Genomic DNA, 22,790 nt, shown 5'->3' with positions numbered 1-22,790 from the left:
GCCGCGGCCCTTTGTAGGAAATAGACGAAAGTCGCAGGATTTAATTGAACGTTTGAATAAAGAAAAATCCGAGCACGCCGACACAGTCGGCAGCATCAAACCTATTACAAGGGATTTTCCCCATGCCTTTGCTGCGACAACTCTCCATCCAATGGAAGATCACCCTGCTGGCGGGCCTGTGCCTGGCGGCTATCGTCACCCTCCTCGTCGGCCTTTCGCTGTACCGCATGGACCACAGTTCGGACCTGGTCAAAGCCAGCAGCATGCGCATGCTCTCCGACTCGGCACAGTCGCGCATCGAGTCCCAGGGCGAAGTCCAGGCCCTGAACATCCGCCGTCAGTTCATGGACGCCTACCAGTACGGCGCCGGTTTCGCCCGTCAGGTATTGTTCCTGCGCGAACAGGCGGAAAAGCGCTTCCTCGACGCCTACGACCTGCGCCAGGACATGACCGCCCAGGTGCGTGCCGCGCTGCAAGCCAACCCCGACCTGCTCGGCCTGTCGCTGGTGTTCGAACCGGGCGCGCTGGATGGCAAGGACAAGCTGTTCGCCGGCCAGAGCGAACTGGGCAGCAACGAGACCGGGCGCTTCGCCCTGTACTGGTCGCAGCCGCGGGTCGGCCAGCTGACCTCGATGGCGCTGCCCGAGCACGACATGGCCAACACCGAGATCGGCCCCAGTGGCCAGCCGGCCAACACCTGGTGGGTGTGCCCGCGCAGCACCGGCACAGTGTGCGTGGTCGAGCCGTACTTCTATGACATCGACGGCCAGCGCGTGCTGATGACCAGCATCGTCTTCCCGCTCAAGGCCGGCGACAAGGTCATCGCCACCCTGTCCATCGACATCAACCTCAACAGCTTGCAGGCTTTGAGCCAGACCGCCAGCCGCAGCCTCTACGAGGGCCAGACCACGGTCGGCATCCTCAGCCCCGTGGGCCTGCTGGCGGGCTACAGCGCCGACGCCGGCAAGCTGGCCCAGCGCCTCGACCAGGTCGACCGGACCCAGGGCGCGGAACTGGTGCGCAAGCTCGCCGAAGGCAAACTGCAGATCCTCCACGATCAGCAGCGCCTGAAAGTGCTGGCTGCGTTCGAACCGATCCCCGGCGGCAAGCCCTGGGGCGTGCTGCTGGACGTGCCGGAAAGTGCCCTGACCGGGCCGGCCGAGGCGCTCAAGGTAGAACTCGACGCCCTCAACACCAGCGGCACCCTGCTCGAACTGGGCCTGGGCCTGGCCGCCGCCATCGCCGGCCTGCTGCTGGTGTGGCTGATGGCACGCGGCGTGACCCGGCCGATTCTTGGCGTGGCCGCCATGCTCAAGGACATCGCCAGCGGCGAAGGCGACCTGACCCGCCGCCTGCAATACGACAAGCAGGACGAGCTAGGCGAGTTGGCCGGCTGGTTCAACCGCTTCCTCGACAAGCTGCAGCCGACCATCGCCGAGGTCAAGCGCTCGGTCCAGGCCGCCCGCGGCACCGCCGACCAGTCCGCGGCCATCGCCGCCGAAACCAGCGCCGGCATGGAGCAGCAATACCGCCAGGTCGACCAGGTGGCCACCGCCTCCCACGAGATGAGCGCCACCGCCCAGGATGTCGCCCGCAGCGCGGCCCAGGCCGCCCAGGCCGCGCGTGAAGCCGACCAGGCCACCCGCGAAGGCCTGGCGGTAATCGACCGCACCACCACCAGCATCGACACCCTGGCCGCCGACATGAGCGGCGCCATGGCCCAGGTCGAGGGCCTGGCGCGCAACAGCGAGAAGATCGGTTCGGTGCTCGAGGTAATCCGCTCGATCGCCGAGCAGACCAACCTGCTGGCGCTCAACGCCGCGATCGAAGCGGCCCGCGCCGGGGAGGCTGGCCGCGGTTTCGCCGTGGTCGCGGACGAAGTGCGCAACCTGGCGCGCCGCACCCAGGAGTCGGTGGAGGAAACCCGCCAGGTGATCGAGGCCCTGCAGGCCGGCACCCAGGAAGTGGTCGGCGCCATGGACAGCAGCCATCGCCAGGCCCAGGGCGGCGTTGAACAGGTCGGCCAGGCCGTTACCGCGCTGCAGCGCATCGGCCAGGCGGTGACCGTGATCACCGACATGAACCTGCAGATCGCCAGCGCCGCCGAGGAACAGAGCGCGGTGGCCGAGGAGATCAACAGCAACGTCGCCACCATCCGTGACGTGACCGAGTCGCTGAGCGGCCAGGCCAACGAATCGGCGCGGGTCAGCCAGTCGCTCAACAGCCTGGCCAACCAGCAGCAGGGGTTGATGGATCAGTTCCGCGTTTAACTGCCAAGCGCCGGGGCCGCTTGCAGGTGGTCTCGGCTGAAAAGCCTCGTCGTCTACACTTTTGCCGGAACCCACGGACCGGCACCGACGAGGCCCCGATGAAGAAAGTTCCTACCCTGCTGGCCAGCCTGCTCCTTGCCTTCGGCCTGGCCAGCACCGACTCCGCCGCTGCGGCCGAGCAACCCATCCACTTCGGCGCCATCGGCTGGGAAAGCGGCGCACTGACCACCGAGATCCTGCGCCTGATCGTCGAACGTGGCTACGGCTACCCCACCGACACCCTGCCCGGCAGCACCGTGAGCATGGAAGTGGCCCTGGCGCGCAACGACCTGCAAGTGATCGCCGAGGAATGGGCCGGGCGCAGCCCCGCCTGGGTCAAGGCCGAGCAGGCCGGCCAGGTGTTCGCCCTGGGCGACACGGTGAAGAACGCGGAGGAAGGCTGGTGGGTACCGGCCTACGTCATCAAGGGCGACCCGGCACGCAACCTCGAACCCCTTGCGCCGGACCTGCGCAGCGTCGACGACCTCAAGCGCTACCCCCAGGTATTCGACGACCCCGAGGCGCCCGGCAAGGGCCGCTTCCTCAACAGCCCCAGCGGCTGGACTTCCGAGACCGTCAACAGCCAGAAGCTCAAGGCCTATGGCCTGGACGGGCTGTACAACAATTTCCGCAGCGGCACCGGCGCGGCCCTCGACGCCGAGATCGCCGCCAAGATCAAGCTCGGCAAGCCCGTGCTGTTCTACTACTGGAGCCCTACTCCGCTGATGGGCCGCTACGACCTGGTACGCCTCGAAGAGCCCCCGTTCGATGCGGCCGCCTGGGCCACCCTCACCGATGCCGCCAATCCCGCTCCCAAAGGCAGCCGTTCGTTGCCGGCCAAGCTCTCCATCGGGGTGTCGAAGGCGTTTCGTGACGCCCACCCGGAACTGGTCGCCGTATTCGAGAAAGTCGACCTGCCCATCGACACCCTGAACAAGGCACTCGCCCACATGAGCGAAACCCGGCAGAAACCCCGCGACGCAGCGATCGCCTTCCTGCGTGACAACCCTGCGGTGTGGAAGGCCTGGCTGCCCGCCGAACGCGCCGCCAAGGTCGAGGCCGGCCTGTGAGTGGTGGTTTTCCCGAAGCCCTGCAATTTTCTTTCGCCGCTTGGGTCAACCGCCTGGTCGACTGGTTGGTCCTGCACTATGGCGATCATCTGCGCACCGTCTCCGACCAGTTGCTGCAACTGCTGCTAGGCCTGGAAAACCTGCTTCGCCTGCTGCCCTGGTGGCTGTTGCTGGTGCTGGTCGGCCTGCTGGCCTGGCATGCCAGCCGCAGTCTGGCCCGGGCGTTGATGCTGCCACTGCTGCTGGCGCTGATCGGCATGCTCGGGCTGTGGGACAAGCTGCTGCAGACCCTCGCCCTGGTGCTGGTCAGCACCGGCCTGTGCGTGCTGATCGGGGTGCCGCTGGGCATCCTGCTGGCCACCCGCCCGCTGGCCCGGCGCCTGATCCTGCCGGTGCTCGACGTGATGCAGACCCTGCCGGCCTTCGTCTACCTGATTCCGGTGCTGATGCTGTTCGGCCTGGGCAAGGTGCCGGCGGTGTTCGCCACGCTGATCTACGCCCTGCCGCCGCTGGTGCGCCTGACCGAGCTGGGCCTGGCGCAGATCGACCCGTCTCTGCTGCAGGCCGCCCACGGCCTGGGCGCCAGCCGCTGGCAACGGCTGCGGCGCATCGCCCTGCCGCTGGCCCTGCCAAGCATCATGGCCGGGCTCAACCAGTCGGTGATGATGGCCCTGTCGATGGTGGTGGTCGCCTCGATGATCGGCGCCCGCGGGCTGGGCGAGGACGTGCTGGCCGGCATCCAGACCCTGAACGTTGGCCAGGGCGTCGAGGCGGGCCTGGCGATCGTCGCGCTGGCGATGGTGATCGACCGCATCAGCCAGGCATACGGACGCCCCGGGCGTTGAGGCGCGCATTCGCGTATCGTAGCCAGGCCTTTGCGCCCTAGCCTGCCACGTCACGAACCGGAGCTCCGCGTGTCCCTCAAAGCCCTGCGCACCCTGGTCACCATCGCCCGCCATGGCACCTTCGCCCGCGCCGCCGACCTGCTGAGCCTGACCCCTTCGGCGGTGAGCCTGCACATCAAGACCCTGGAAGACGAGCTGCAGGTCGCCCTGTTCGACCGCAGCCGCCGCCAGGTGATGCTGACCGAGGCCGGCCAGCTGGCGGTGGCCCGCGCCGAAGGTATCCTGGCCGCCTACGACGAACTGGCCGACACCCTGGCCAGCGGCCCGAGCCTACGCGGTCGCCTGCGTATCGGCGCGATCCACACCGTGCTCGCCCGGCGCCTGCCCAGGGCACTGGTGTGGATCAAGGCGCACCACCCCGAGCTGCATGTCAGCGTGGTCTCGGGCATGTCTGCGGAACTCGCCCGGCGGGTCGAAGATGGCGAGCTGGACGCGGCAATCACCACCGAACCGGTCAGCCCCTACCCGCAAAGCCTGCAGTACACGCCGCTGTTCGAGGACCGCTTCTGGGCTATCGCCAGCCCGGATCTGGCGGGCCAGAGCCTGTCGGCGCTGCTCGCCAGCCAACCGTTCCTGCGCTTCGACAAACGCGCCTGGGCCGGCCGCCAAATCGAACAGGAACTGCGTCGTCAGCGCCTGCAGGTCAACGAGCAGATGGAACTCGACAGCCAGGAAGCCCTGGCGCGCATGGCGGCCATGGGGCTCGGGGTGGCGGTCATCCCCATGAGCGACGATGACCTCGAACGGCTGCCAGCCGCCACCGTGCTGCCCTTCGGTGAACCGCAGCTGACCCGGCGCATGGTGCTGCTGGAACATGAAAAGAGCCAGCGGCGGCACCTGAGTGCGGTACTGAAGACCGCGATCGAGGCTTGAACACCGACGAAAGCGCTGCGCAGCAGCCCTGGACAATGCATTTTTTCTCATCGGTCACTCAAGAAAACACCGTTTTTTCTGCTCACTCAACTCCGCTAGTCTGTGCCCGTACCCGGCCACGGACCACCCGCCATGCTCCACCTGCTGCTCACCACCCTCGTCCCGATCATCCTGCTCATCGCCCTGGGCACCTGGCTGCGGGTCCGTGGCTTTGTCGCCGAGACATTCTGGCCCGGTGCCGAACGCCTGAGCTATTACGTGCTGCTGCCGTCGTTGTTCCTGCACGGCCTGGCCACCGCCAACCTCGACGGCGTGCCAGTGCTGGGCATGGTCGGTGTACTGATGCTCGCGACCCTGCTCGGCGCCCTGCTGCTGGTGCTCTACCAGGGCGTCGCCAGCCATGACGGCGGCGACTTCACCTCGGTGTTCCAGGGTGGCGTGCGCTTCAACAACTACATCGGCGCCACCCTGGCCGCCGGCCTCTACGGCACTGCCGGCATCGCCCTCGCGGCGGTGGCCAACGCCGCCATCGTGCCGCTGGTCAACCTGCTCTGCGTACTGGTGTTCGCCCGCTTCAGCGCACGCCACAGCTCACCGACCACAGTGCTCAAGGCGATCTTCGCCAACCCGTTGATCATCGGCTGCGCGGCGGGCCTGTTGCTGCGGGTAACCGGCCTCGGCCTGCCGGCCGGTCTGGAGCCCACGGTCAAGGCCCTGGGCCAGGCGGCGCTGCCGCTGGGCCTGCTGTGCGTCGGCGCGGCGCTCGGTGGGGCGCAGTTGGGGCAGCAGGTCAGGCCGGTGCTGGCCGCGTCGCTGTTCAAGTTCCTGGTCATGCCAGTGGCCACCTGGGGCCTGTGCCGGTTGTTCGGGCTGGGCGGCCAGGCCGCGGTGGTGGCGGTGCTGTTCCAGGCTCTGCCCACCGCGTCATCGTCCTATGTGATGGCCCGGCAGATGGGCGGCAACGCACCGTTGATGGCAACCATCATCGCCCTGCAGACCATCGCCGCCGCCGCGACCCTGCCCCTGGTGCTGAGCCTGACACTGAATTGAAACCGAACGGCTAGACTGTGGACAGCCCTCTTGCGGAGTCTCGATCATGCGCCTTGCGTGGATGCTGTTCGGTCTGTCCCTGACCCTGCTCGCAGGCCCCCTCCCCGCCGCCGACAGCCAGCAGGCCGCCGTTGCCGAAGACAAGGCTCAGGTGCTCGAGGAGAAGGTGGTCGAGGATGCCCCTCCGCCCAAAAAACAGGAAACCCTGACCCCCGGTGAAGTCCAGGCCGTCGACCCGGCAGGCCAGGCGCCGATGGACGACAGCATCACCTGCCTGGCCCGCACCATCTACTGGGAAGCCAAGGGCGCCGACGCCGAGGACATGAGCGCGGTGGCCAGCGTGGTGCTCAATCGTCTCGGCCACGAAGGCTTTCCCGACAGCATCTGCGGCGTGGTCAAGCAGGGGGTGGAAAGCAAGAGTTGTCAGTTTTCCTGGTGGTGCGACGGGCGCTCCGACCAGGTGGAAGAAGCGGAGCGTTACGCGGTGGCCAAGGAAATCGCCCGCAAGGCACTCAACCAGCAGCTCAAGGACCCCACCGGTGGCGCCCTGTATTTCCATGACCGCAGCGTCCGTCCCGACTGGGCCAAGGCCTATCGCAAGACGGCCCAGACCACGCATTTCCTGTTCTACAAGCCGAACCAGGCATTGGCACGATAAGCCAAGATCAAAAACCGACCGTCGCCGATACCAGCCAGGTCCGCCCAGGCGTCGCTGGAGCCAGCCGCGATGTGCTTGGCAGAGAGCGCTGAGCGAGGGTTCGGGTGCCGCGGTGGACTCGGTCATCAATGGCACGCTGAGGCAGGTGTAGATGAGACTGATCAATTAACCTCAATGCATTGACCAATAGCATCGGCCCTGATCTGCGGCTGTATTCGCCGCAGATCAGGGCCATTTCACCAAGCTGCCTACCCCACGCTACATCAATCGAATTCAATAGGAGGCTGACAGCTACCGGCGGAAGTTCGAGCAGTGCCGGCCGGGCATGCGCCCGCTCCAATGTCACCGATAAAGGTGGCGGCAACCTGCAGCGTCTTTTCCGCACTGCTGCTTTGGAAGAACGGTGAAGCGCCTTTGGTAGAGCTCGCTGGCTCATTGCCATAGGCAAGTTGGGTCAAGCTTGCAGATGCCAGCAACGCGGCCAGTACAACCTTTTTCATGCAGTGTCCTTTCAGTGACTTCTGGTTTTCAATTGCGCAGGCAGAAGCGTTTTCCCCTGCAACCCGACAGACTTTATCCGTCCACCATGCCAGGCAGCGTTAGGAAAAGACCGCTTCGCCGCCTAGAAGCGCTCTTTTGACTTGTAGGACGTCGTGCTTGAGGACGTGGTGGCGCCAAGGTACGGGGCCAGCAGCCGTGAAGCGAAGCACCACGCGGGCTGTGCTCGGCCTCATGGGTACTGCACCTCTACCGCCCGATCCCCAGCATCCCGCGCTCGACGATAAAATCGATCACTGCCTGCAACCCCTCGCCCTTCTTCAGGTTGCTGAACGTCCACGGCCGCTCCGGGCGCATGCGCCGGGTGTCACGTTCCATCACCTCCAGCGACGCCCCTACATAGGGCGCGAGGTCGGTCTTGTTGATCACCAGAAAGTCTGACTTGGTGATGCCCGGCCCACCCTTGCGCGGGATCTTCTCGCCCTCGGCGACATCGATCACATAGATGGTCAGGTCAGCCAGTTCCGGGCTGAAGGTGGCGCTGAGGTTGTCACCGCCACTCTCGACGAAGATCACCTCGAGGTTGCCGAACTGGCGCGCCAGCGCTTCGACGGCGGCCAGGTTCATCGAGGCATCCTCGCGGATCGCCGTGTGCGGGCAGCCGCCGGTCTCGACGCCGACGATACGCTCAGGCTCCAGGGCCCCAGCTTCGGTGAGGATGCGCTGGTCTTCCTTGGTATAGATGTCGTTGGTCACCACGGCGATCTGGTAGTGATCACGCATGGCCTTGCACAGGGCTTCGAGCAGCGCGGTCTTGCCGGAGCCGACCGGGCCGCCGACGCCGACACGCAGGGGTTGCTGGTAGTTTTGCATCGTGGCAGTCCTCAGGAACGGAACAAACGGGTGTATTGGGTTTCATGGCGCGACGAAGCGATGGCCAGCAGTGGCAGGCCACCGCCGAGCTGTTCGTCGTTCAGGGCCAGGGCATGATCGAGCACGGCAGGCAGTGCCTCACCCAGGTCGCGCAGCAGGGTCTGGGCGGCCTGCTGGCCGAACGGCACCAGCTTCACCCCCGCCATCACCGCGCCTTCGAGCCAGGCGAAGCCATGGCCCAGGGCGAGCTGGCGCAGCGGGATCGACCAGTGCGCCCCGAGCCAGGCCATGCCGCCTAGCTGGCTGAGCTCGAGGCTGGCGCGCCAGGCCGGCTCCTGCCCCAGTTGCCAGCCATCGAGCAGACGCGCCAGGGCGCTGCCGCGCTGGCGTTCCTCAAGGCGCAGTTCGGCGGTCTCGCGGTTGGCTAAAAGAAACTGGCTCCAGTGCGCGAAGGCGTCGGCATCGTCGGCCTGGCAGGCCTTGTACAGGCGCGCCAGCAACGGCCAGTCGAGGTGGCCGAGGGTGTCGTGCAACTGCTCGCGCTGCCAGGCGGCGAAGCCGTTGGCGTCCTTGACCCAACCGGCCTCCACGGCCCACTCCAGGCCTTGCGAGTAGGTGAAGCCGCCCACCGGCAAACCCGGGCTGGCCAACTGCAGCAAGCGCAGCAGCGCCAGATCAGTGTGCATCAGCCGGCCAGCACCAGCGCAGCGCCTGCCAGCAGGCCGCCGCCGAAAGCCTTCTGCAGGCCGGCATGGCGCCGCAGCAGGCAACCGACGCCGAAGCCCGCCGCCAGCAGCAGGCCGCTGACCGTGACGAAACCGGCACTGAACTGCCAGAACGCGCTGGGGGTGGCTTCCACGCCATGGGCCCAACCGTGGAACAGGGCGAACACCGGCATGACCAGCGACAGCAGCAACTGACGGCTCGGCAGCAGCAACTGACGGCTCGGCAGCAGCATGGCGGCGGCGGCCACCAGCAGCGAGCCGAGGATCATCTGCTCCATGCCGAGCACATCGCCGAACAGATGGCCGCACACCGCGCCGCCGAACATCGCCGCCAAGGTCGCCAATGGCAAGGTCAGGTTGCGTCGCGTGAGGGCGGCGAGTACGCCGGTGCCAAGCAGCATCAGCAAGTGATCGAGGCCGGTCAGCGGGTGCAGCAGGCCATCCTGCAACGGGTTGCTGTCGTGGCCGGGATGGGCGAAGGCCGGCAAGGCCACCATCAGCAGTACCAGGGCGAAGGTCTTTTTCATTGTGGGCTCCAGGGAGAGGTCAGGAATGGGCTGGCAGGCGCACGAACGGGTGGTCGTGGCCGTGGGAATGGCTGTGAGGTGCGCTCTGGTAGGCACCGGCCTCGGGCTCGAACGGCGCCTGTTCGGCAACCACCTCCAGCCCCAGGCCGCGCAGCATGTCGTCGAGCACATGGTCGTGCTGGAAGCGCAACAGGCCCGGCTCGATCTGCAGCGGCACATGGCGGTTGCCCAGGTGGTAGGCGGCGCGGGCCAGCAGGTGCGGGTCGGCGCAGCGCACGGTCGAGACCGCCTCGGGCGCGGCGAGCACGCGAATGACCTGTTGGCCATCGGCATCGGCCAGCAGTTCGCCGCCACGCAGCAAATGGCCGCGCTCGAGCATCAGCCCGGCTTCGCGGCCGTCGTCGAGGGTGACGCGCAGACGGCTCTTGATGCGGTTGTCGACATTCAGGGTGACGCTGCCGGTGATGGCTTCGGCTGCAGTGACTCGGCGTGTGAGAACAATCATGTTCGCTCCTTCAGAACAGGAAATAACGCTGCGCCAGCGGCAATTCGTACGCCGGCTCGCACACCAGCAGCTCGCCGTCGGCGCGTACCTGGTAGGTCTGCGCGTCGACTTCGATCAGCGGTTGCAGGGAGTTGTGGACCATGTCGGCCTTGCGCACCCGCCGACAGCCGTGGGCCACCCCGATCAGGCTCTGCAGTTTCAGCTCCTCGGGCAGGCCACGCTCCAGGGCGGCCTGGGGCAGGAAGGTCATGCGCGTGGCATGCCGCGCCGCGCCCAAGGCGCCGAACATCGGCCGGTAGTGCACCGGTTGCGGGGTCGGAATCGAGCCATTGATATCGCCCATCGGCGCCGTGGCGATCATCCCGCCCTTGAGCACCAGCGCTGGCTTGACCGCGAAGAACGCCGGCGCCCACAGCACCAGGTCGGCCAGCTTGCCCACCTCCACCGAGCCGACCTCGTGGGCGATGCCGTGGGTCAGCGCCGGGTTGATGGTGTACTTGGCGATGTAGCGCTTGACCCGGAAGTTGTCGCTGTAGCTGCTGTCCGGGGCCAGCGGACCACGGCGCAGCTTCATCTGGTGCGCCACCTGCCAGGTGCGCAGCACCACCTCGCCGACCCGGCCCATGGCCTGGGAGTCGGACGAGGTCATGGCAAAGGCGCCCATGTCGTGGAGGATGTCCTCGGCGGCGATGGTCTCGCGGCGGATGCGCGACTCGGCGAAGGCGACGTCCTCGGCGATGCTCGGGTCCAGGTGGTGGCAGACCATGAGCATGTCGAGGTGCTCGTCCACCGTGTTCACGGTGTAGGGCAGCGTCGGGTTGGTCGAGGACGGCAGCACGTTGGCCTGGCCCGCCGCGCGGATGATGTCCGGCGCGTGGCCGCCGCCCGCCCCTTCGGTGTGGAAGGTGTGGATGGTGCGCTCGCCGATGGCGGCCAGGGTGTCCTCGATGCAGCCCGACTCGTTGAGGGTGTCGGTATGGATCGCCACCTGGATGTCCATCTCCTCGGCCACGCCCAGGCAGCAGTCGATGGCGGCCGGCGTCGAGCCCCAGTCCTCGTGCAGCTTGAGGCCCACGGCGCCAGCGGCGATCTGCTCGCGCAGGGCTTCGGGCCGCGAGGCATTGCCCTTGCCCAGCAGGCCGATGTTGATCGGCAGGCAGTCGGCGGCCTGGAGCATGCGCGCCAGGTACCAGGGCCCCGGGGTGCAGGTGGTGGCGTTGGTGCCAGTGGCCGGGCCGGTGCCGCCGCCGATGAAGGTGGTCACGCCGCTGGTCAGCGCCTCTTCCACCTGCTGCGGGCAGATGAAGTGGATATGCGAGTCGATACCGCCGGCGGTGACGATCTTGCCTTCGGCGGCGATCACCTCGGTGCCCGGCCCTACCGGTACCGTAACACCGGGCTGTACATCGGGGTTGCCGGCCTTGCCGATGGCGGCGATACGGCCATGCTTGACGCCGATATCGGCCTTGACGATGCCCCAGTGGTCGATGATCAGCGCATTGGTCAGCACCAGATCCATGGCCTCGGCGGCGCGCATCTGGCCCTGGCCCATGCCGTCGCGGATCACCTTGCCGCCACCGAACTTGACTTCCTCGCCGTAGATCGTGAAGTCCTTTTCCACCTCCACCCACAGCGCTGTGTCGGCCAGGCGCACGCGGTCACCGACGGTAGGCCCGAACATGTCGGCGTAGGCCTGGCGGGAAATGCGGCTCATGCCCTGCCCTCCAGCGCGCCCATCACCTTGCCCTGAAAGCCGTACACCTCGCGCTTGCCGGCGTAGGCCACCAGTTGCACGGTGCGCGCCTGCCCCGGCTCGAAGCGCACCGCGGTGCCGGCCGGAATGTCCAGGCGAAAGCCCCGGGTCGGCTCGCGCTCGAACACCAGGGCGTCGTTGACTTCGTAGAAGTGGTAGTGCGAGCCCACTTGCACCGGGCGGTCACCATGGTTGGCCACGCTGACGCTGACGCTCTGGCGGCCGACATTGAGCTCGATGTCGCCTGCGGCGACCTGGACTTCTCCGGGGATCATGCCGGGCTCCTCAAACGATGGGTTCATGCACGGTCACCAGCTTGGTACCGTCGGGGAAGGTCGCCTCGACCTGGACGTCGTGCAGCATTTCCGGCACGCCCGCCATCACCTGCTCGCGCCCCAGCACCTCGCGGCCCAGGCTCATCAGCTCGGCCACCGTGCGGCCATCGCGGGCGCCTTCGAGCACCGCGGCGCTGATCAACGCCACCGCCTCCGGGTAGTTCAGTTTCAGGCCACGGGCCAGGCGCCGCTCGGCCAGCAAGGCGGCGGTGAACAGCAGCAGTTTGTCTTTCTCTCGCGGGGTCAGCTCCATGGCGGCTCTCTCAAGTGGCCCAGATGCGCGGCGGGCACGGCGCCAGGCCAAGCACGGCCGGGCGCAGCAGGTGCCAGAGGCGCTGCAGGTTGCGTTGCAGGTGTTGGTTGTCGTGGTCGAGCAGGCGGATCACCAGCAGTGGGCCGAGCAGCGTCGCGCCGGCTGGGGTATCGATTTCGTCGATGATCTGGCGCACCCGCTCCAGCACCGCCGAGTCGGCGGGTGCTGCGCAGAAGGTGGCGAGCAACGGGTGCCCGGCGACCTTGTCCAGTAGCCCGCCCTCGATGCGCAGGCGCTCGTGCAGGCCCGGTTCGCCGGGCAGTTCGATGCGCAGGCGGCTGTCCAGCGCGCCCTCCTCGAAGCGCTCGTTCATCACCGGACGGCCCAGGCACAGCGTCTCCCAGGCCAGCAGGCGCGCGCCAGGCTCGAGGCAGAAACGGCTGTCGAGGCAGGCGCGGGCGCCGTTGAAAAAGATACTGTCCTGCGGCAGCCATTCCAGGGTGCTGCCGGCGGCGAGGTGAAAGCGTTGGGCGAGCCGCGCGGTGGGGCCGATGCTGCGGTAGAACTTGCTCGCGCCGGGCATGGTCAGCAAGGCATGGCTGCCGGGCTCGAGGTGGACATCAAGTTCGAGCCGGTCGCCGGCGACGATGCCCCCTGGCGGGTGCAGCACATAGACATGGCATGGCGCACCCTCCGGATAGAACGGCCGCTGCACCAAAAGAGGCCCGACATGACGCCGCGCACCAAGACGGGTCACTCCCTCGCGCTGGACGAAGCGCAACTGCAGGTGGGCACTCCAGCCCGGGTCTGCCTGCGGTGGGTCGATCTGCTGCGCCAACGACATCCTCAAACCCCTGAAATCCATGGCCTCACGGCCGGATGAGGGCCCTGCGCCGGGCGCTTGCAGGCGCGCCGGGCTGACCACTCGATCAATATTCGCTGGAGGGATATAGCAGGGAGCGGGCCAACTGCGCAGATGAACGATGATGAAACTTTCGAACCATCAGTCATGCGCAAGGCTGCGGGCCAGAGCGGCTGCGCCCGAACGCGCAATTCAAGTGCCGGCCGGCGTGGCGAAGTAGGCTAAAGTGACCACCCTGCCCCTTTTCGAGCCAAGGACGCCCCCATGCAATTCGCCCCCGCCATTCCGATCCTGCGGATCTTCTCGGTCGACAAGGCCCGGGAGTTCTACCTCGATTTCCTGGGTTTCCAGCTCGACTGGGAACACCGCTTCGCCCCGGACCTGCCGCTGTACATGCAGATCCACCGCGACGGGTTGATCCTGCACCTGTCCGAGCACCACGGCGACGCCACGCCGGGCTCGGCGGTGTTTGCCCGGGTCGAGGACCTCAAGGCGCTGGAGCGCGAACTGCTGGCCAAGCGCTACGGCTACGCCCGCCCGCAGGCCGAGGAGGTCGACTGGGGCCTGGAAATGCAGGTGGCCGACCCGTTCGGCAACCGCCTGCGCTTCTGCCAGCAGATCGACAACGTCTGATGGCCAGCGGCAAGCGCGCCCTGGCGCGCCTGGAGCGGGAGATGGTCGCCTGCCTGACCGACGCCTGCGCCACTGCCCAGGGCGAGATCGTCGGTTTCGCCTGGCTCACCCACCAGGTGGACCTCGACGACTTCCCTGCCAGCCTGCGCATCACCTGGGTGTTCACCGACGACACCGACAAGGCCCGCGCGCTGGCCGGCGCGGACAAGGCGCGGATGATCGCGCTGACGGCCCAGGCACTGAGCGATGCTGGCATCGCGCTGGACCACGTGGCCTGGCACGTGCGCTTCGACAGCGAAGAAGCCTGCTGGCGCGATCATGGTGGGGACTGGAACCGGCGCTTGCGCTGAGGCCGACCCTCGCCTGGGTCAAAATCACAGAAAAATCCCACAGCCAATTCGGAAGCACGGAGCTTCGTTCAACTGCAAAAACCTTTCACTGTCAGGCCCTGGGAAACACGCCCCGGCAACGAAAGGGAAGTCACAGTGCAATTCGAGAAAACCTATCAAGTCATCGCCAACCGCGGCATCGTGCTTGATGTTTGCAGCTGGTTGTCGACTTATCACACCGGCGACAGGATGGTGTGCGCTGAGGCAACCCACTGCGGAGGTATCTGGCCGCAGCGCTCCAGCCATTCCCTGATTATCCAGGCACACACATGAACGCCTTCATCGCGGTGGCCATGCTCGGACTTGCAGCAGCCATTCTCTACCACACGCTTCGTTCTGCGTCGGTACGCAAATGGACCGGGCTGGCCCTGCTGGCCAGTGGCGCACTGTTTTGGAGCTGGCAGCCTCAACGCCTGTACCTGGGCGTGGAGTGGTTCATGTGGGTAACATTTCTGCTCTGCACAGGCTCAGGCCTGTTCGTTCATCGTAATCGTCATCGCGACAGCGACTGACCCGAACGAACACGCCCGGCGGATTGTGTGACTGGCCGTTCCCGATCCGCGCCGGATGTATTAAGGTGGCGGGGTGCGCATATAAAAGCAGCCCGACGTGTTCGGGCAAGAGCAATGAGGGTGTCATGAGTAACGAAAGCATTAACTGGGACAAGCTGGGTTTCGACTACATCAAGACCGACAAACGTTACCTGTCCGTATGGCGTAACGGCGAGTGGGACAAGGGCACCCTGACCGAAGACAACGTGCTGCACATCAGTGAAGGCTCCACCGCCCTGCACTATGGCCAGCAGTGCTTCGAAGGCCTGAAGGCCTACCGCTGCAAGGATGGCTCGATCAACCTGTTCCGCCCGGACCAGAATGCCGCGCGCATGCAGCGCAGCTGCGACCGCCTGCTGATGCCACGGGTATCGACCGAACAGTTCATCGAAGCCTGCAAGCAGGTGGTCAAGGCCAACGAAAAGTTCGTGCCGCCGCACGGCAAGGGTGCCCTGTACCTGCGTCCGTTCGTGATCGGCACCGGTGACAACATCGGCGTGCGCACCGCCCCCGAGTTCATCTTCTCGGTCTTCGCCATCCCGGTCGGCTCGTACTTCAAGGGCGGCATGACCCCGCACAAATTCCTCATCTCCGACTTCGACCGTGCCGCCCCGCAAGGTACCGGCGCGGCCAAGGTCGGCGGCAACTACGCGGCCAGCCTGCAGCCGGGCTATGAAGCCAAGAAAGCCGGCTTCGCCGACTGCATCTACCTCGACCCGCTGACCCACAAGAAAATCGAGGAAGTCGGCTCGGCCAACTTCTTCGGCATCACCGCCAACAACGAATTCGTCACGCCGAAGTCGGTCTCGGTACTGCCAGGCATCACCCGCCTGTCGCTGATGGAACTGGCCGAATCGCGCCTGGGCCTGAAGGTCATCGAAGGCGACGTGGAAATCGACAAGCTCGACCGCTTTGTCGAAGCCGGTGCCTGTGGTACTGCCGCGGTGATCACGCCGATCGGCGGCATCCAGTACAACGGCAAGCTGCATGTATTCCACAGTGAAACCGAGGTCGGCCCTGTAACGCAGAAGCTGTACGCAGAGCTGACCGGCATCCAGAGCGGTGACGTCGAGGCGCCAGCGGGCTGGATCGTCAAGGTCGTTTAAGCCTGTGCCGTCATGAGAAAGGGGCGTGCCAGCAATGGCACGCCCCTTTTCTTTGCCGATACGCCATCGCCCAGTCAGCCACGACGGTGTTGCGTAGATGAATTTTTCTTAAATCGCCGGTTGTCTATTCTTTGGCACAATCAAGTCTCCACTCGCCGCCCAGGAACCAGCATGCCACGCGTACTGACCATCGAAGACGACGCTGTTACCGCCCAGGAAATCGTCGCCGAACTGTCCAGCCACGGTCTGGAAGTCGACTGGGCCGACAATGGCCGTGAAGGCCTGGCCAAGGCCATCGCCGGCGGCTACGACCTGATCACCCTGGACCGCATGCTGCCCGAGGTCGACGGCCTGACCATCGTCACCACCCTGCGCAACCTGAAGATCGCCACGCCGATCCTGATGATCAGCGCGCTGTCGGACGTCGACGAGCGTGTGCGCGGCCTGCGCGCCGGCGGTGACGACTACCTGACCAAACCGTTCGCCTCCGACGAAATGGCCGCCCGGGTCGAGGTGCTGCTGCGCCGCAACAGCGTGCCGATGACCCAGACCCGCCTGCAGGTCGCCGACCTCGAGCTGGACCTGATCAGCCACGAAGCCCGCCGCGGCGAACAGGCGCTGAACCTGCTGCCCACCGAATACAAGCTGCTCGAGTACCTGATGCGCCACTCCGGCCAGGTGATCACCCGGATGATGATCTTCGAGGAGGTCTGGGGCTACCACTTCGACCCCGGCACCAACCTGATCGACGTGCACATCGGCCGCCTGCGCAAGAAGATCGACTCGCCCGGCCAGAACCCGCTGATTCGCACCGTGCGGGGCTCCGGCTATGCCATTGCCGAACCCGTCTAAGGGCTGGAGCTCATCCACCAGCCGTCTGCTGGCGTTGTACAGTTTCCTCTTCGTGGCCTGGAGCAGCATCCTCATGGGGGTGCTGTACTTCGAGGTCACCAGCTACCTGAACAAGCTCACCCGCCACTCGATGCTGCAACGCCAGCACCTGTTCGCCCACATGAGCGGCAAACAGCTGGACGACGCGCTGGTGGCAAGCCAGGCCTTCGAGGAACGCAGCTTCGACGCCTACGGCCTGTTCGACGCCCAGCTCAACCCGATCGGCGGACGCATCCGTGCGATACCCTCGGAGCTGGGCCTGGACGGCAAGGTCCATGAGCTCAAGCGATGCCTGGACGCCGACGACCCCCACCTGCCCCGCGACAGCTGCGATGCCGTGGCGATCAAGGTGCAGGACGGTCGCTGGCTGGTGCTGGTGCGCGACAACGGCTCGCTGTTCGTGGTGACGAGGATCATCCTCGACGCCCTGCTCTGGGGTATCTCGCTGACCTTGATCCCTGGTTTCGCCGGCTGGTATCTGCTGCGGCGCCGGCCACTCAAGCGCATCCGCGCGATCCAGGCCCAGGCCGAGCTGATCGTCGCCGGCGACCTCACCCACCGCCTGCCCCTGTCGGCCCGGCGCGATGAGCTGGACATGCTCGCCGCCATCGTCAACGCCATGCTCGACCGCATCGAGCGGCTGATGCACGAGGTCAAGGGCGTCTGTGACAACATCGCCCACGACCTGCGCACCCCGCTGACACGCCTGCGTGCCCAGCTCTACCGCATCCGCCAGCAAAGCGGCAGCGACTCCGCCGAAGGCGCGGCGCTGGACCAGGCGATCGGCGAGACCGACACGCTGATGGCACGCTTTCGCGGCCTGCTGCGCATCAGCGAACTGGAAGACCGCCAGCGCCGCGCCGGCTTCGTCCGGCTCGACCCGCAGGCGTTACTGGTGGAGCTGCATGACTTCTACCTGCCGCTGGCCGAGGATGGCGGCATTCGCCTGCACCTGGAGCAGCCTGCGCAGCTGGCGGCGCTGCATGGCGACCGGGAGTTGCTGTTCGAGGCACTGGCCAACCTGGTGGGCAACGCGATCAAGTTCACCCCCGAGGGCGGACTGGTGCGTATCGTCGCCAGCGAGGACGAGGCCGGCGTGCATATTGCAGTCGAGGACAGTGGACCGGGGATTCCGGCGGATGAGCGCGAGGCCGTGTTGAAGCGCTTCTACCGCAGCGAGGAAGGCCATCGCCACGCGGGGTTCGGGCTGGGGCTGTCGATCGTCGCGGCAATCGTCGACCTGCATGGGTTCGGGCTGGAGGTGGCCAGCAGTGCGCTGGGTGGGGCAAAGCTGGTGCTGCATTGCCCATTGGCGGGGCCGGCGAAGTAGCAACCTGAAAAGCATCGCGGGGCAAGCCCGCTCCCACGTTGACACCCAATTGCAGGTGCGTCGACGTGGGAGCGGGCTTGCCCCGCGATTGGGCCGCACAGCGGCCCCGGTTGCAGTATCAGTCAGCCAGGCGCCAGGTAGTGGTGCCCTTGCTGTCTTCCAGCACCACGCCCATGGCGGCCAGCTGGTCGCGGATGCGGTCGGATTCGGCCCAGTTCTTGTCGCTGCGCGCCTGCAGACGCGCCTGGATCAGCGCCTCCACTTCAGCGGCATCGACCTTCCCCTCGGCGCCGGCGCGCAGGAAGTCATCGGCTTCCAGCTGCAGCACACCCAGCACATCCCCCAACTCGCGCAGACGACCCGCCAGGCCGGCGGCGGCCTCGGGGTCGCTGTCACGCAGGCGGTTGATCTCGCGCACCAGGTCGAACAGCACGGCGCAGGCTTCAGGTGTACCGAAGTCGTCGTTCATCGCCACGGTGAAACGCTCGACGAACGCCTCGCCACCCTGGGCAGCCACGCGCGGCAGGCCACGCAGCGCATGGTAGAAGCGCTCGAGCGCGCCCTTGGCGTCGCGCAGGCTGTCCTCGGAGTAGTTGATCGCGCTGCGGTAGTGGCTGGCCACCAGCAGGTAACGCACCACTTCCGGGTGGTACTTGTCGAGCACATCGCGGATGGTGAAGAAGTTGTTCAACGACTTGGACATCTTCTCGCCATTGATGCGGATCATGCCGCAGTGCATCCAGGCGTTGGCGTATTGCTTGCCGGTGGCCGCCTCGCTCTGGGCGATCTCGTTCTCGTGGTGCGGGAACTCCAGGTCGCTGCCGCCACCGTGGATGTCGAAGCTCTCGCCCAGGCAGCAGGTGGACATTACCGAGCACTCGATGTGCCAGCCCGGACGGCCCGGGCCCCACGGCGAATCCCAGTAGGGCTCGCCGGGCTTGACGCCCTTCCACAGCACGAAGTCGAGCGGGTCCTGCTTGGCCTCGTCGACTTCGATGCGCGCGCCGATGCGCAGGTCTTCGATCTTCTTGCGCGACAGCTTGCCGTAGCCGACGAACTTGCCGACCCGGTAGTACACGTCGCCATTGCCCGGCGCGTAGGCGTAGCCCTTGTCGATCAGGGTCTGGATCATTGCGTGCATGCCGGGGATATGGTCGGTGGCACGCGGCTCCAGGTCCGGCTTGAGGATGCTCAGGCGGCGCTCGTCCTCGTGCATCGCGTCGATCATGCGGGCGGTCAGCGTGTCGAACGACTCGCCGTTCTCGTTGGCCCGGTTGATGATCTTGTCGTCGATGTCGGTGATATTGCGCACATAGGTCAGCTCATAGCCGCTCTTGCGCAGCCAGCGGGTGACCAGGTCGAAGGCCACCATGCTGCGGCCGTGGCCCAGGTGGCAGTAGTCGTACACGGTCATGCCGCACACGTACATGCGCACCTTGTTGCCGTCCAGCGGCTTGAAAACTTCCTTGGTCTTGCTCAGCGTGTTGTAGATGGTAAGCACGAAGGTTCCTCAGCTGCCCCACGAATCGCGCAGGGTCACGGTGCGGTTGAACACCGGGCGACCCGGCTGGGAGTCTTTCAGGTCGGCGCAGAAGTAGCCTTCGCGCTCGAACTGGAAGCGGTCTTCCGGTTGGGCCTGGCCCAGGGAAGGTTCCGCGCGACAACCACTGAGCACCTGCAGCGAATCGGGATTGATGTTGTCGAGGAACGTGCCACCGTCTTCGGTCTTCTCCGGGTTGGCGGAGCGGAACAGGCGGTCGTACAGGCGCACTTCGCACTCGATGCTGCCCTCGGCCGGCACCCAGTGGATCACGCCCTTGACCTTGCGGCCTTCGGGGTTCTTGCCCAGGGTGTCCGGGTCGTACGAGCAGCGCAGCTCGACGATGTTGCCGTCAGCGTCCTTGATCGCCTCGTCGGCGCGGATCACGTAGCTGCCGCGCAGGCGCACTTCACCGGCCGGCTCCAGGCGTTTGTAGCCCTTGGGCGGCTCTTCCATGAAGTCGTCGCGGTCGATGTACAGTTCGCGGGCGAACGGCAGCACGCGCACGCCCATGTCTTCCTTCGGATGGCGCGGCAGTTCGAGCTGCTCGACCTGGCCCTCGGGGTAGTTGGTGATGACCACCTTCAGCGGGCGCAGCACGCACATGGCGCGCGGCGCGGTGCGATCCAGGTCGTCACGGATGCTGAACTCGAGCATCGCCATGTCGACCACGCCGTCGGAACGGTTGGTGCCGATCATCTCGCAGAAGTTGCGGATCGAGGCCGGGGTGTAGCCGCGGCGGCGGTAGCCCGACAGGGTCGACATGCGCGGATCGTCCCAGGCCTCGACGTGGCCTTCGTCCACCAGTTGCTTGAGCTTGCGCTTGGAGGTGATGGTGTAGTTCAGGTTCAGGCGGCTGAACTCGTACTGGCGCGGGTGCGCGGGGACCGGCAGCTTGTCGAGGAACCAGTCGTACAGCGGACGGTGGCTTTCGAACTCCAGGGTGCAGATCGAGTGGGTGATGCCTTCGATGGCGTCCGACTGACCGTGGGTGAAGTCATAGTTGGGGTAGATGCACCACTTGTCACCGGTCTGGTGGTGATGGGCATGGCGGATGCGGTACAGGATCGGGTCGCGCAGGTTCATGTTCGGCGAGGCCATGTCGATCTTGGCGCGCAGCACGCGCTCGCCGTCCTTGAACTCGCCGGCCTTCATGCGGGCGAACAGGTCCAGGTTGTCCTCGACGCTGCGCTCGCGGAACGGGCTGTTCTTGCCTGGCTCGGTCAGGCTGCCGCGGTATTCCTTGGCCTGCTCTGGGGTCAGGTCGCAGACGTAGGCGTTGCCCGACTTGATCAGCTCCACGGCCCAGGCGTGCAACTGGTCGAAGTAGTCCGAGGCGTAGCGCACCGGGCCTGCCCATTCGAAGCCCAGCCACTTGACGTCACGCTGGATGGAGTCGATGTACTCCTGGTCTTCCTTGGCCGGGTTGGTGTCGTCGAAACGCAGGTGGCAGACGCCGCCGAATTCCTTGGCCAGGCCGAAGTTGACGCAGATCGACTTGGCGTGGCCGATGTGCAGGTAGCCGTTGGGCTCCGGCGGGAAACGGGTGACGATGCTCTGGTGCTTGCCCGCGTCCAGGTCAGCCTGGACGATCGGCCGCAGGAAGTTCACAGGGACGGCGGGGGCGCCTTTGGCAGCGGCGTTTGGCGCGTTGTCGGCAGTGGGCTTGCTCATAGTGTCCTTGAATGCAGGTAGCCGGCCGGGTAGGCCGATTGAATCAAAGGGCCTATCATAGCCGAAGCAGTCAAGCTGCTGACAGCCGGAGCACCGACAAAGTGGCGCGTTTTGTCGCCGCAGCGGTCTACAATCCGGCACAATGGCGCCCCAGTGGCGTGTGCCGCGGCTGCCTGATCCTGCGTCAGGTTGTCCGAGCGCAGCGCGCACCCTATTTCCCGAATGCCTTGAAAGAGCGAATTTCAGCATGTCCAAAGTCAAACTGAGCACCAACCACGGCGATATCATCCTGCAACTGAACGCCGAGAAAGCCCCGCTGACCACCGAGAACTTCGTTCAGTACGTCAAGGAAGGCCACTACGATGGCACCGTGTTCCACCGCGTGATCAAGGGCTTCATGATCCAGGGTGGCGGTTTCGAGGCTGGCATGAGCCAGAAGAAAACCCGCGCCAGCATCCAGAACGAAGCCGACAACGGCCTGAAGAACACCAAGTACAGCATCGCCATGGCCCGCACCATGGAGCCGCACTCGGCCTCCGCGCAGTTCTTCATCAACGCCTCCGACAACGACTTCCTCAACCACAGCGGCAAGAACGTCCAGGGCTGGGGCTATGCGGTGTTCGGTGAAGTGATCGAAGGCCAGGAAATCGTCGATGCCATCGAAAAAGTCGCCACCGGTTCCAAGTCTGGCCACCAGGACGTGCCGAAAGAAGACGTGATCATCGAGAAAGCCGAGATCATTGAGTGATACTGCTGATCTCCGATCTGCACCTGCAAGAAGAACGCCCGGACATTACCCGGGCGTTTCTTGATCTGCTCGACGGCCGCGCCCGCCACGCCAAGGCGCTGTACATCCTCGGCGATTTCTTCGAGGCCTGGATCGGCGACGATGCCATGACGCCCTTCCAGCAGTCGATCTGCCAGGCCCTGCGCCGGTTGAGCGACAGCGGCACGGCCGTGTACCTGATGCACGGCAACCGTGACTTCCTCATTGGCCAGGCGTTCTGCGACGCCGCCGGCTGCACCCTGCTGGCCGACCCCAGCGTGGTCGAGCTCGGTGGCGAGGCGGTGCTGCTGATGCATGGCGACACCCTGTGCACCCGTGACGTGGCCTACATGAAGCTGCGCCGTTACCTGCGCAACCCGCTGACCCTGTGGATCCTGCGGCACCTGCCGCTGGGCACGCGGCACAAGCTGGCGCGCAAGCTGCGCAGCGAAAGCAGCGCGCAGACACGCATGAAGAGCACCGAGATCGTCGATGTCACCCCCGAGGAAGTGCCCAAGGTGATGGCCGCCCACGGCGTGCGCACCCTGGTCCACGGCCACACCCATCGACCGGCGCTGCACAAGCTGGTGGTCGATGGCCAGCCGGCACGGCGCATCGTGCTGGGCGACTGGGACCGACGTGGCTGGGCATTGCAGGTGGATGAACAGGGTTTCCAGCTGGCCCCGTTCGACTTCTCCTGAAACAGCGTGGGGC

At 65.9% G+C, this 22,790-nt stretch carries 25 protein-coding genes and 1 pseudogene; 15 read left to right on the top strand and 11 right to left on the bottom strand.

The window, feature by feature from the left end:
* Positions 1-122 precede the first annotated feature (122 nt).
* The 7 genes and pseudogenes from ACODS9_RS01225 to ACODS9_RS01195 form a co-directional block, all read left to right on the top strand.
* Positions 123-1,412: pseudogene (locus ACODS9_RS01225) on the top strand (methyl-accepting chemotaxis protein); the annotation flags it as partial.
* Between the two features lie 102 nt (positions 1,413-1,514).
* Entirely contained in the window at positions 1,515-2,270 is a 756-nt protein-coding gene (locus tag ACODS9_RS01220; RefSeq protein ID WP_371041468.1) for a methyl-accepting chemotaxis protein, read from the top strand.
* 98 nt (positions 2,271-2,368) lie between these two features.
* Complete coding sequence (locus ACODS9_RS01215) at positions 2,369-3,379, top strand: ABC transporter substrate-binding protein (RefSeq protein WP_401105345.1); 1,011 nt, start codon at positions 2,369-2,371, stop codon at positions 3,377-3,379.
* A complete protein-coding gene (locus ACODS9_RS01210; protein ID WP_046855806.1) occupies positions 3,376-4,224 on the top strand; it encodes an ABC transporter permease in 849 nt (282 codons plus the stop codon). The genes ACODS9_RS01215 and ACODS9_RS01210 overlap by 4 nt, the downstream gene beginning before the upstream one ends.
* Positions 4,225-4,293: 69 nt before the next feature.
* A complete protein-coding gene (locus tag ACODS9_RS01205; protein ID WP_401105343.1) occupies positions 4,294-5,157 on the top strand; it encodes a LysR family transcriptional regulator in 864 nt (287 codons plus the stop codon).
* A 132-nt stretch (positions 5,158-5,289) separates the two neighbouring features.
* Positions 5,290-6,207: an AEC family transporter gene (locus tag ACODS9_RS01200; protein ID WP_401105341.1), complete on the top strand. Its 918-nt coding sequence runs from the start codon at positions 5,290-5,292 to the stop codon at positions 6,205-6,207.
* Between the two features lie 46 nt (positions 6,208-6,253).
* Positions 6,254-6,865 (top strand): cell wall hydrolase, encoded by a 612-nt coding sequence (locus ACODS9_RS01195; protein ID WP_401105339.1) that lies wholly within the window; start codon positions 6,254-6,256, stop codon positions 6,863-6,865.
* A gap of 263 nt (positions 6,866-7,128) precedes the next feature.
* Here the strand turns inward: ACODS9_RS01195 and ACODS9_RS01190 are convergent, their stop codons facing one another.
* The 9 genes from ACODS9_RS01190 to ACODS9_RS01150 all read right to left on the bottom strand — a co-directional run bounded on the left by ACODS9_RS01190 (position 7,129) and on the right by ACODS9_RS01150 (position 13,178).
* Positions 7,129-7,365 (bottom strand): hypothetical protein, encoded by a 237-nt coding sequence (locus ACODS9_RS01190; RefSeq protein WP_489093061.1) that lies wholly within the window; start codon positions 7,363-7,365, stop codon positions 7,129-7,131.
* Positions 7,366-7,612: 247 nt separating this feature from the next.
* The gene (ureG, locus tag ACODS9_RS01185) at positions 7,613-8,236 is read right to left on the bottom strand and encodes an urease accessory protein UreG (protein WP_401105335.1); all 624 of its coding nucleotides are present in this window, start codon (positions 8,234-8,236) and stop codon (positions 7,613-7,615) included.
* A gap of 11 nt (positions 8,237-8,247) precedes the next feature.
* Complete coding sequence (locus ACODS9_RS01180) at positions 8,248-8,922, bottom strand: urease accessory protein UreF (RefSeq protein ID WP_489093060.1); 675 nt, start codon at positions 8,920-8,922, stop codon at positions 8,248-8,250.
* Positions 8,922-9,488 (bottom strand): HupE/UreJ family protein, encoded by a 567-nt coding sequence (locus ACODS9_RS01175; protein ID WP_489093059.1) that lies wholly within the window; start codon positions 9,486-9,488, stop codon positions 8,922-8,924. The genes ACODS9_RS01180 and ACODS9_RS01175 overlap by 1 nt, the downstream gene beginning before the upstream one ends.
* A gap of 19 nt (positions 9,489-9,507) precedes the next feature.
* Positions 9,508-9,993: an urease accessory protein UreE gene (ureE, locus tag ACODS9_RS01170; RefSeq protein WP_489093058.1), complete on the bottom strand. Its 486-nt coding sequence runs from the start codon at positions 9,991-9,993 to the stop codon at positions 9,508-9,510.
* Between the two features lie 10 nt (positions 9,994-10,003).
* Positions 10,004-11,707: an urease subunit alpha gene (ureC, locus tag ACODS9_RS01165; protein ID WP_489093057.1), complete on the bottom strand. Its 1,704-nt coding sequence runs from the start codon at positions 11,705-11,707 to the stop codon at positions 10,004-10,006.
* A complete protein-coding gene (locus ACODS9_RS01160; RefSeq protein WP_050706015.1) occupies positions 11,704-12,021 on the bottom strand; it encodes an urease subunit beta in 318 nt (105 codons plus the stop codon). Before ACODS9_RS01160 ends, ureC begins: the two co-directional genes overlap by 4 nt.
* 10 nt (positions 12,022-12,031) lie before the next feature.
* Positions 12,032-12,334, bottom strand: coding sequence for an urease subunit gamma (locus ACODS9_RS01155; RefSeq protein ID WP_401105327.1), 303 nt, complete (start codon positions 12,332-12,334; stop codon positions 12,032-12,034).
* Between the two features lie 10 nt (positions 12,335-12,344).
* Positions 12,345-13,178, bottom strand: coding sequence for an urease accessory protein UreD (locus ACODS9_RS01150; RefSeq protein WP_401105325.1), 834 nt, complete (start codon positions 13,176-13,178; stop codon positions 12,345-12,347).
* 282 nt (positions 13,179-13,460) lie between these two features.
* Here ACODS9_RS01150 and ACODS9_RS01145 point away from each other — a divergent pair, with 282 nt between their 5' ends.
* The 6 genes from ACODS9_RS01145 to ACODS9_RS01120 all read left to right on the top strand — a co-directional run bounded on the left by ACODS9_RS01145 (position 13,461) and on the right by ACODS9_RS01120 (position 18,096).
* Positions 13,461-13,829, top strand: coding sequence for a glyoxalase superfamily protein (locus ACODS9_RS01145; RefSeq protein WP_401105323.1), 369 nt, complete (start codon positions 13,461-13,463; stop codon positions 13,827-13,829).
* Entirely contained in the window at positions 13,826-14,179 is a 354-nt protein-coding gene (locus ACODS9_RS01140) for a hypothetical protein (protein ID WP_401105592.1), read from the top strand. Before ACODS9_RS01145 ends, ACODS9_RS01140 begins: the two co-directional genes overlap by 4 nt.
* Positions 14,180-14,487: 308 nt before the next feature.
* Positions 14,488-14,730: a hypothetical protein gene (locus tag ACODS9_RS01135; RefSeq protein WP_401105321.1), complete on the top strand. Its 243-nt coding sequence runs from the start codon at positions 14,488-14,490 to the stop codon at positions 14,728-14,730.
* Positions 14,731-14,855: 125 nt separating this feature from the next.
* Positions 14,856-15,875 (top strand): branched-chain amino acid aminotransferase, encoded by a 1,020-nt coding sequence (locus ACODS9_RS01130; RefSeq protein ID WP_038706002.1) that lies wholly within the window; start codon positions 14,856-14,858, stop codon positions 15,873-15,875.
* Positions 15,876-16,046: 171 nt separating this feature from the next.
* Positions 16,047-16,727, top strand: coding sequence for a response regulator transcription factor (locus tag ACODS9_RS01125; RefSeq protein ID WP_038706001.1), 681 nt, complete (start codon positions 16,047-16,049; stop codon positions 16,725-16,727).
* A complete protein-coding gene (locus ACODS9_RS01120; protein WP_489093056.1) occupies positions 16,705-18,096 on the top strand; it encodes a sensor histidine kinase in 1,392 nt (463 codons plus the stop codon). Before ACODS9_RS01125 ends, ACODS9_RS01120 begins: the two co-directional genes overlap by 23 nt.
* Positions 18,097-18,214: 118 nt before the next feature.
* On the opposite strand, the gene cysS is transcribed toward ACODS9_RS01120, so the two are convergent.
* Entirely contained in the window at positions 18,215-19,597 is a 1,383-nt protein-coding gene (gene cysS, locus ACODS9_RS01115; protein WP_489093055.1) for a cysteine--tRNA ligase, read from the bottom strand.
* Between the two features lie 9 nt (positions 19,598-19,606).
* Complete coding sequence (locus tag ACODS9_RS01110) at positions 19,607-21,310, bottom strand: glutamine--tRNA ligase/YqeY domain fusion protein (protein ID WP_104443965.1); 1,704 nt, start codon at positions 21,308-21,310, stop codon at positions 19,607-19,609.
* A 247-nt stretch (positions 21,311-21,557) separates the two neighbouring features.
* On the opposite strand from ACODS9_RS01110, the gene ACODS9_RS01105 reads away from it, so the two are divergent.
* Both ACODS9_RS01105 and ACODS9_RS01100 read left to right on the top strand, forming a co-directional pair.
* Complete coding sequence (locus ACODS9_RS01105) at positions 21,558-22,058, top strand: peptidylprolyl isomerase (RefSeq protein WP_489093054.1); 501 nt, start codon at positions 21,558-21,560, stop codon at positions 22,056-22,058.
* Positions 22,055-22,777: a UDP-2,3-diacylglucosamine diphosphatase gene (locus ACODS9_RS01100; RefSeq protein ID WP_367856080.1), complete on the top strand. Its 723-nt coding sequence runs from the start codon at positions 22,055-22,057 to the stop codon at positions 22,775-22,777. The genes ACODS9_RS01105 and ACODS9_RS01100 overlap by 4 nt, the downstream gene beginning before the upstream one ends.
* The last annotated feature ends 13 nt before the right edge of the window (positions 22,778-22,790 follow it).

This window comes from Pseudomonas sp. FG36, from assembly GCF_057809275.1.
The sequence above is the reverse complement of the archived record's forward strand: the minus strand, read 5'-3'. Positions and strand labels throughout refer to the sequence as shown.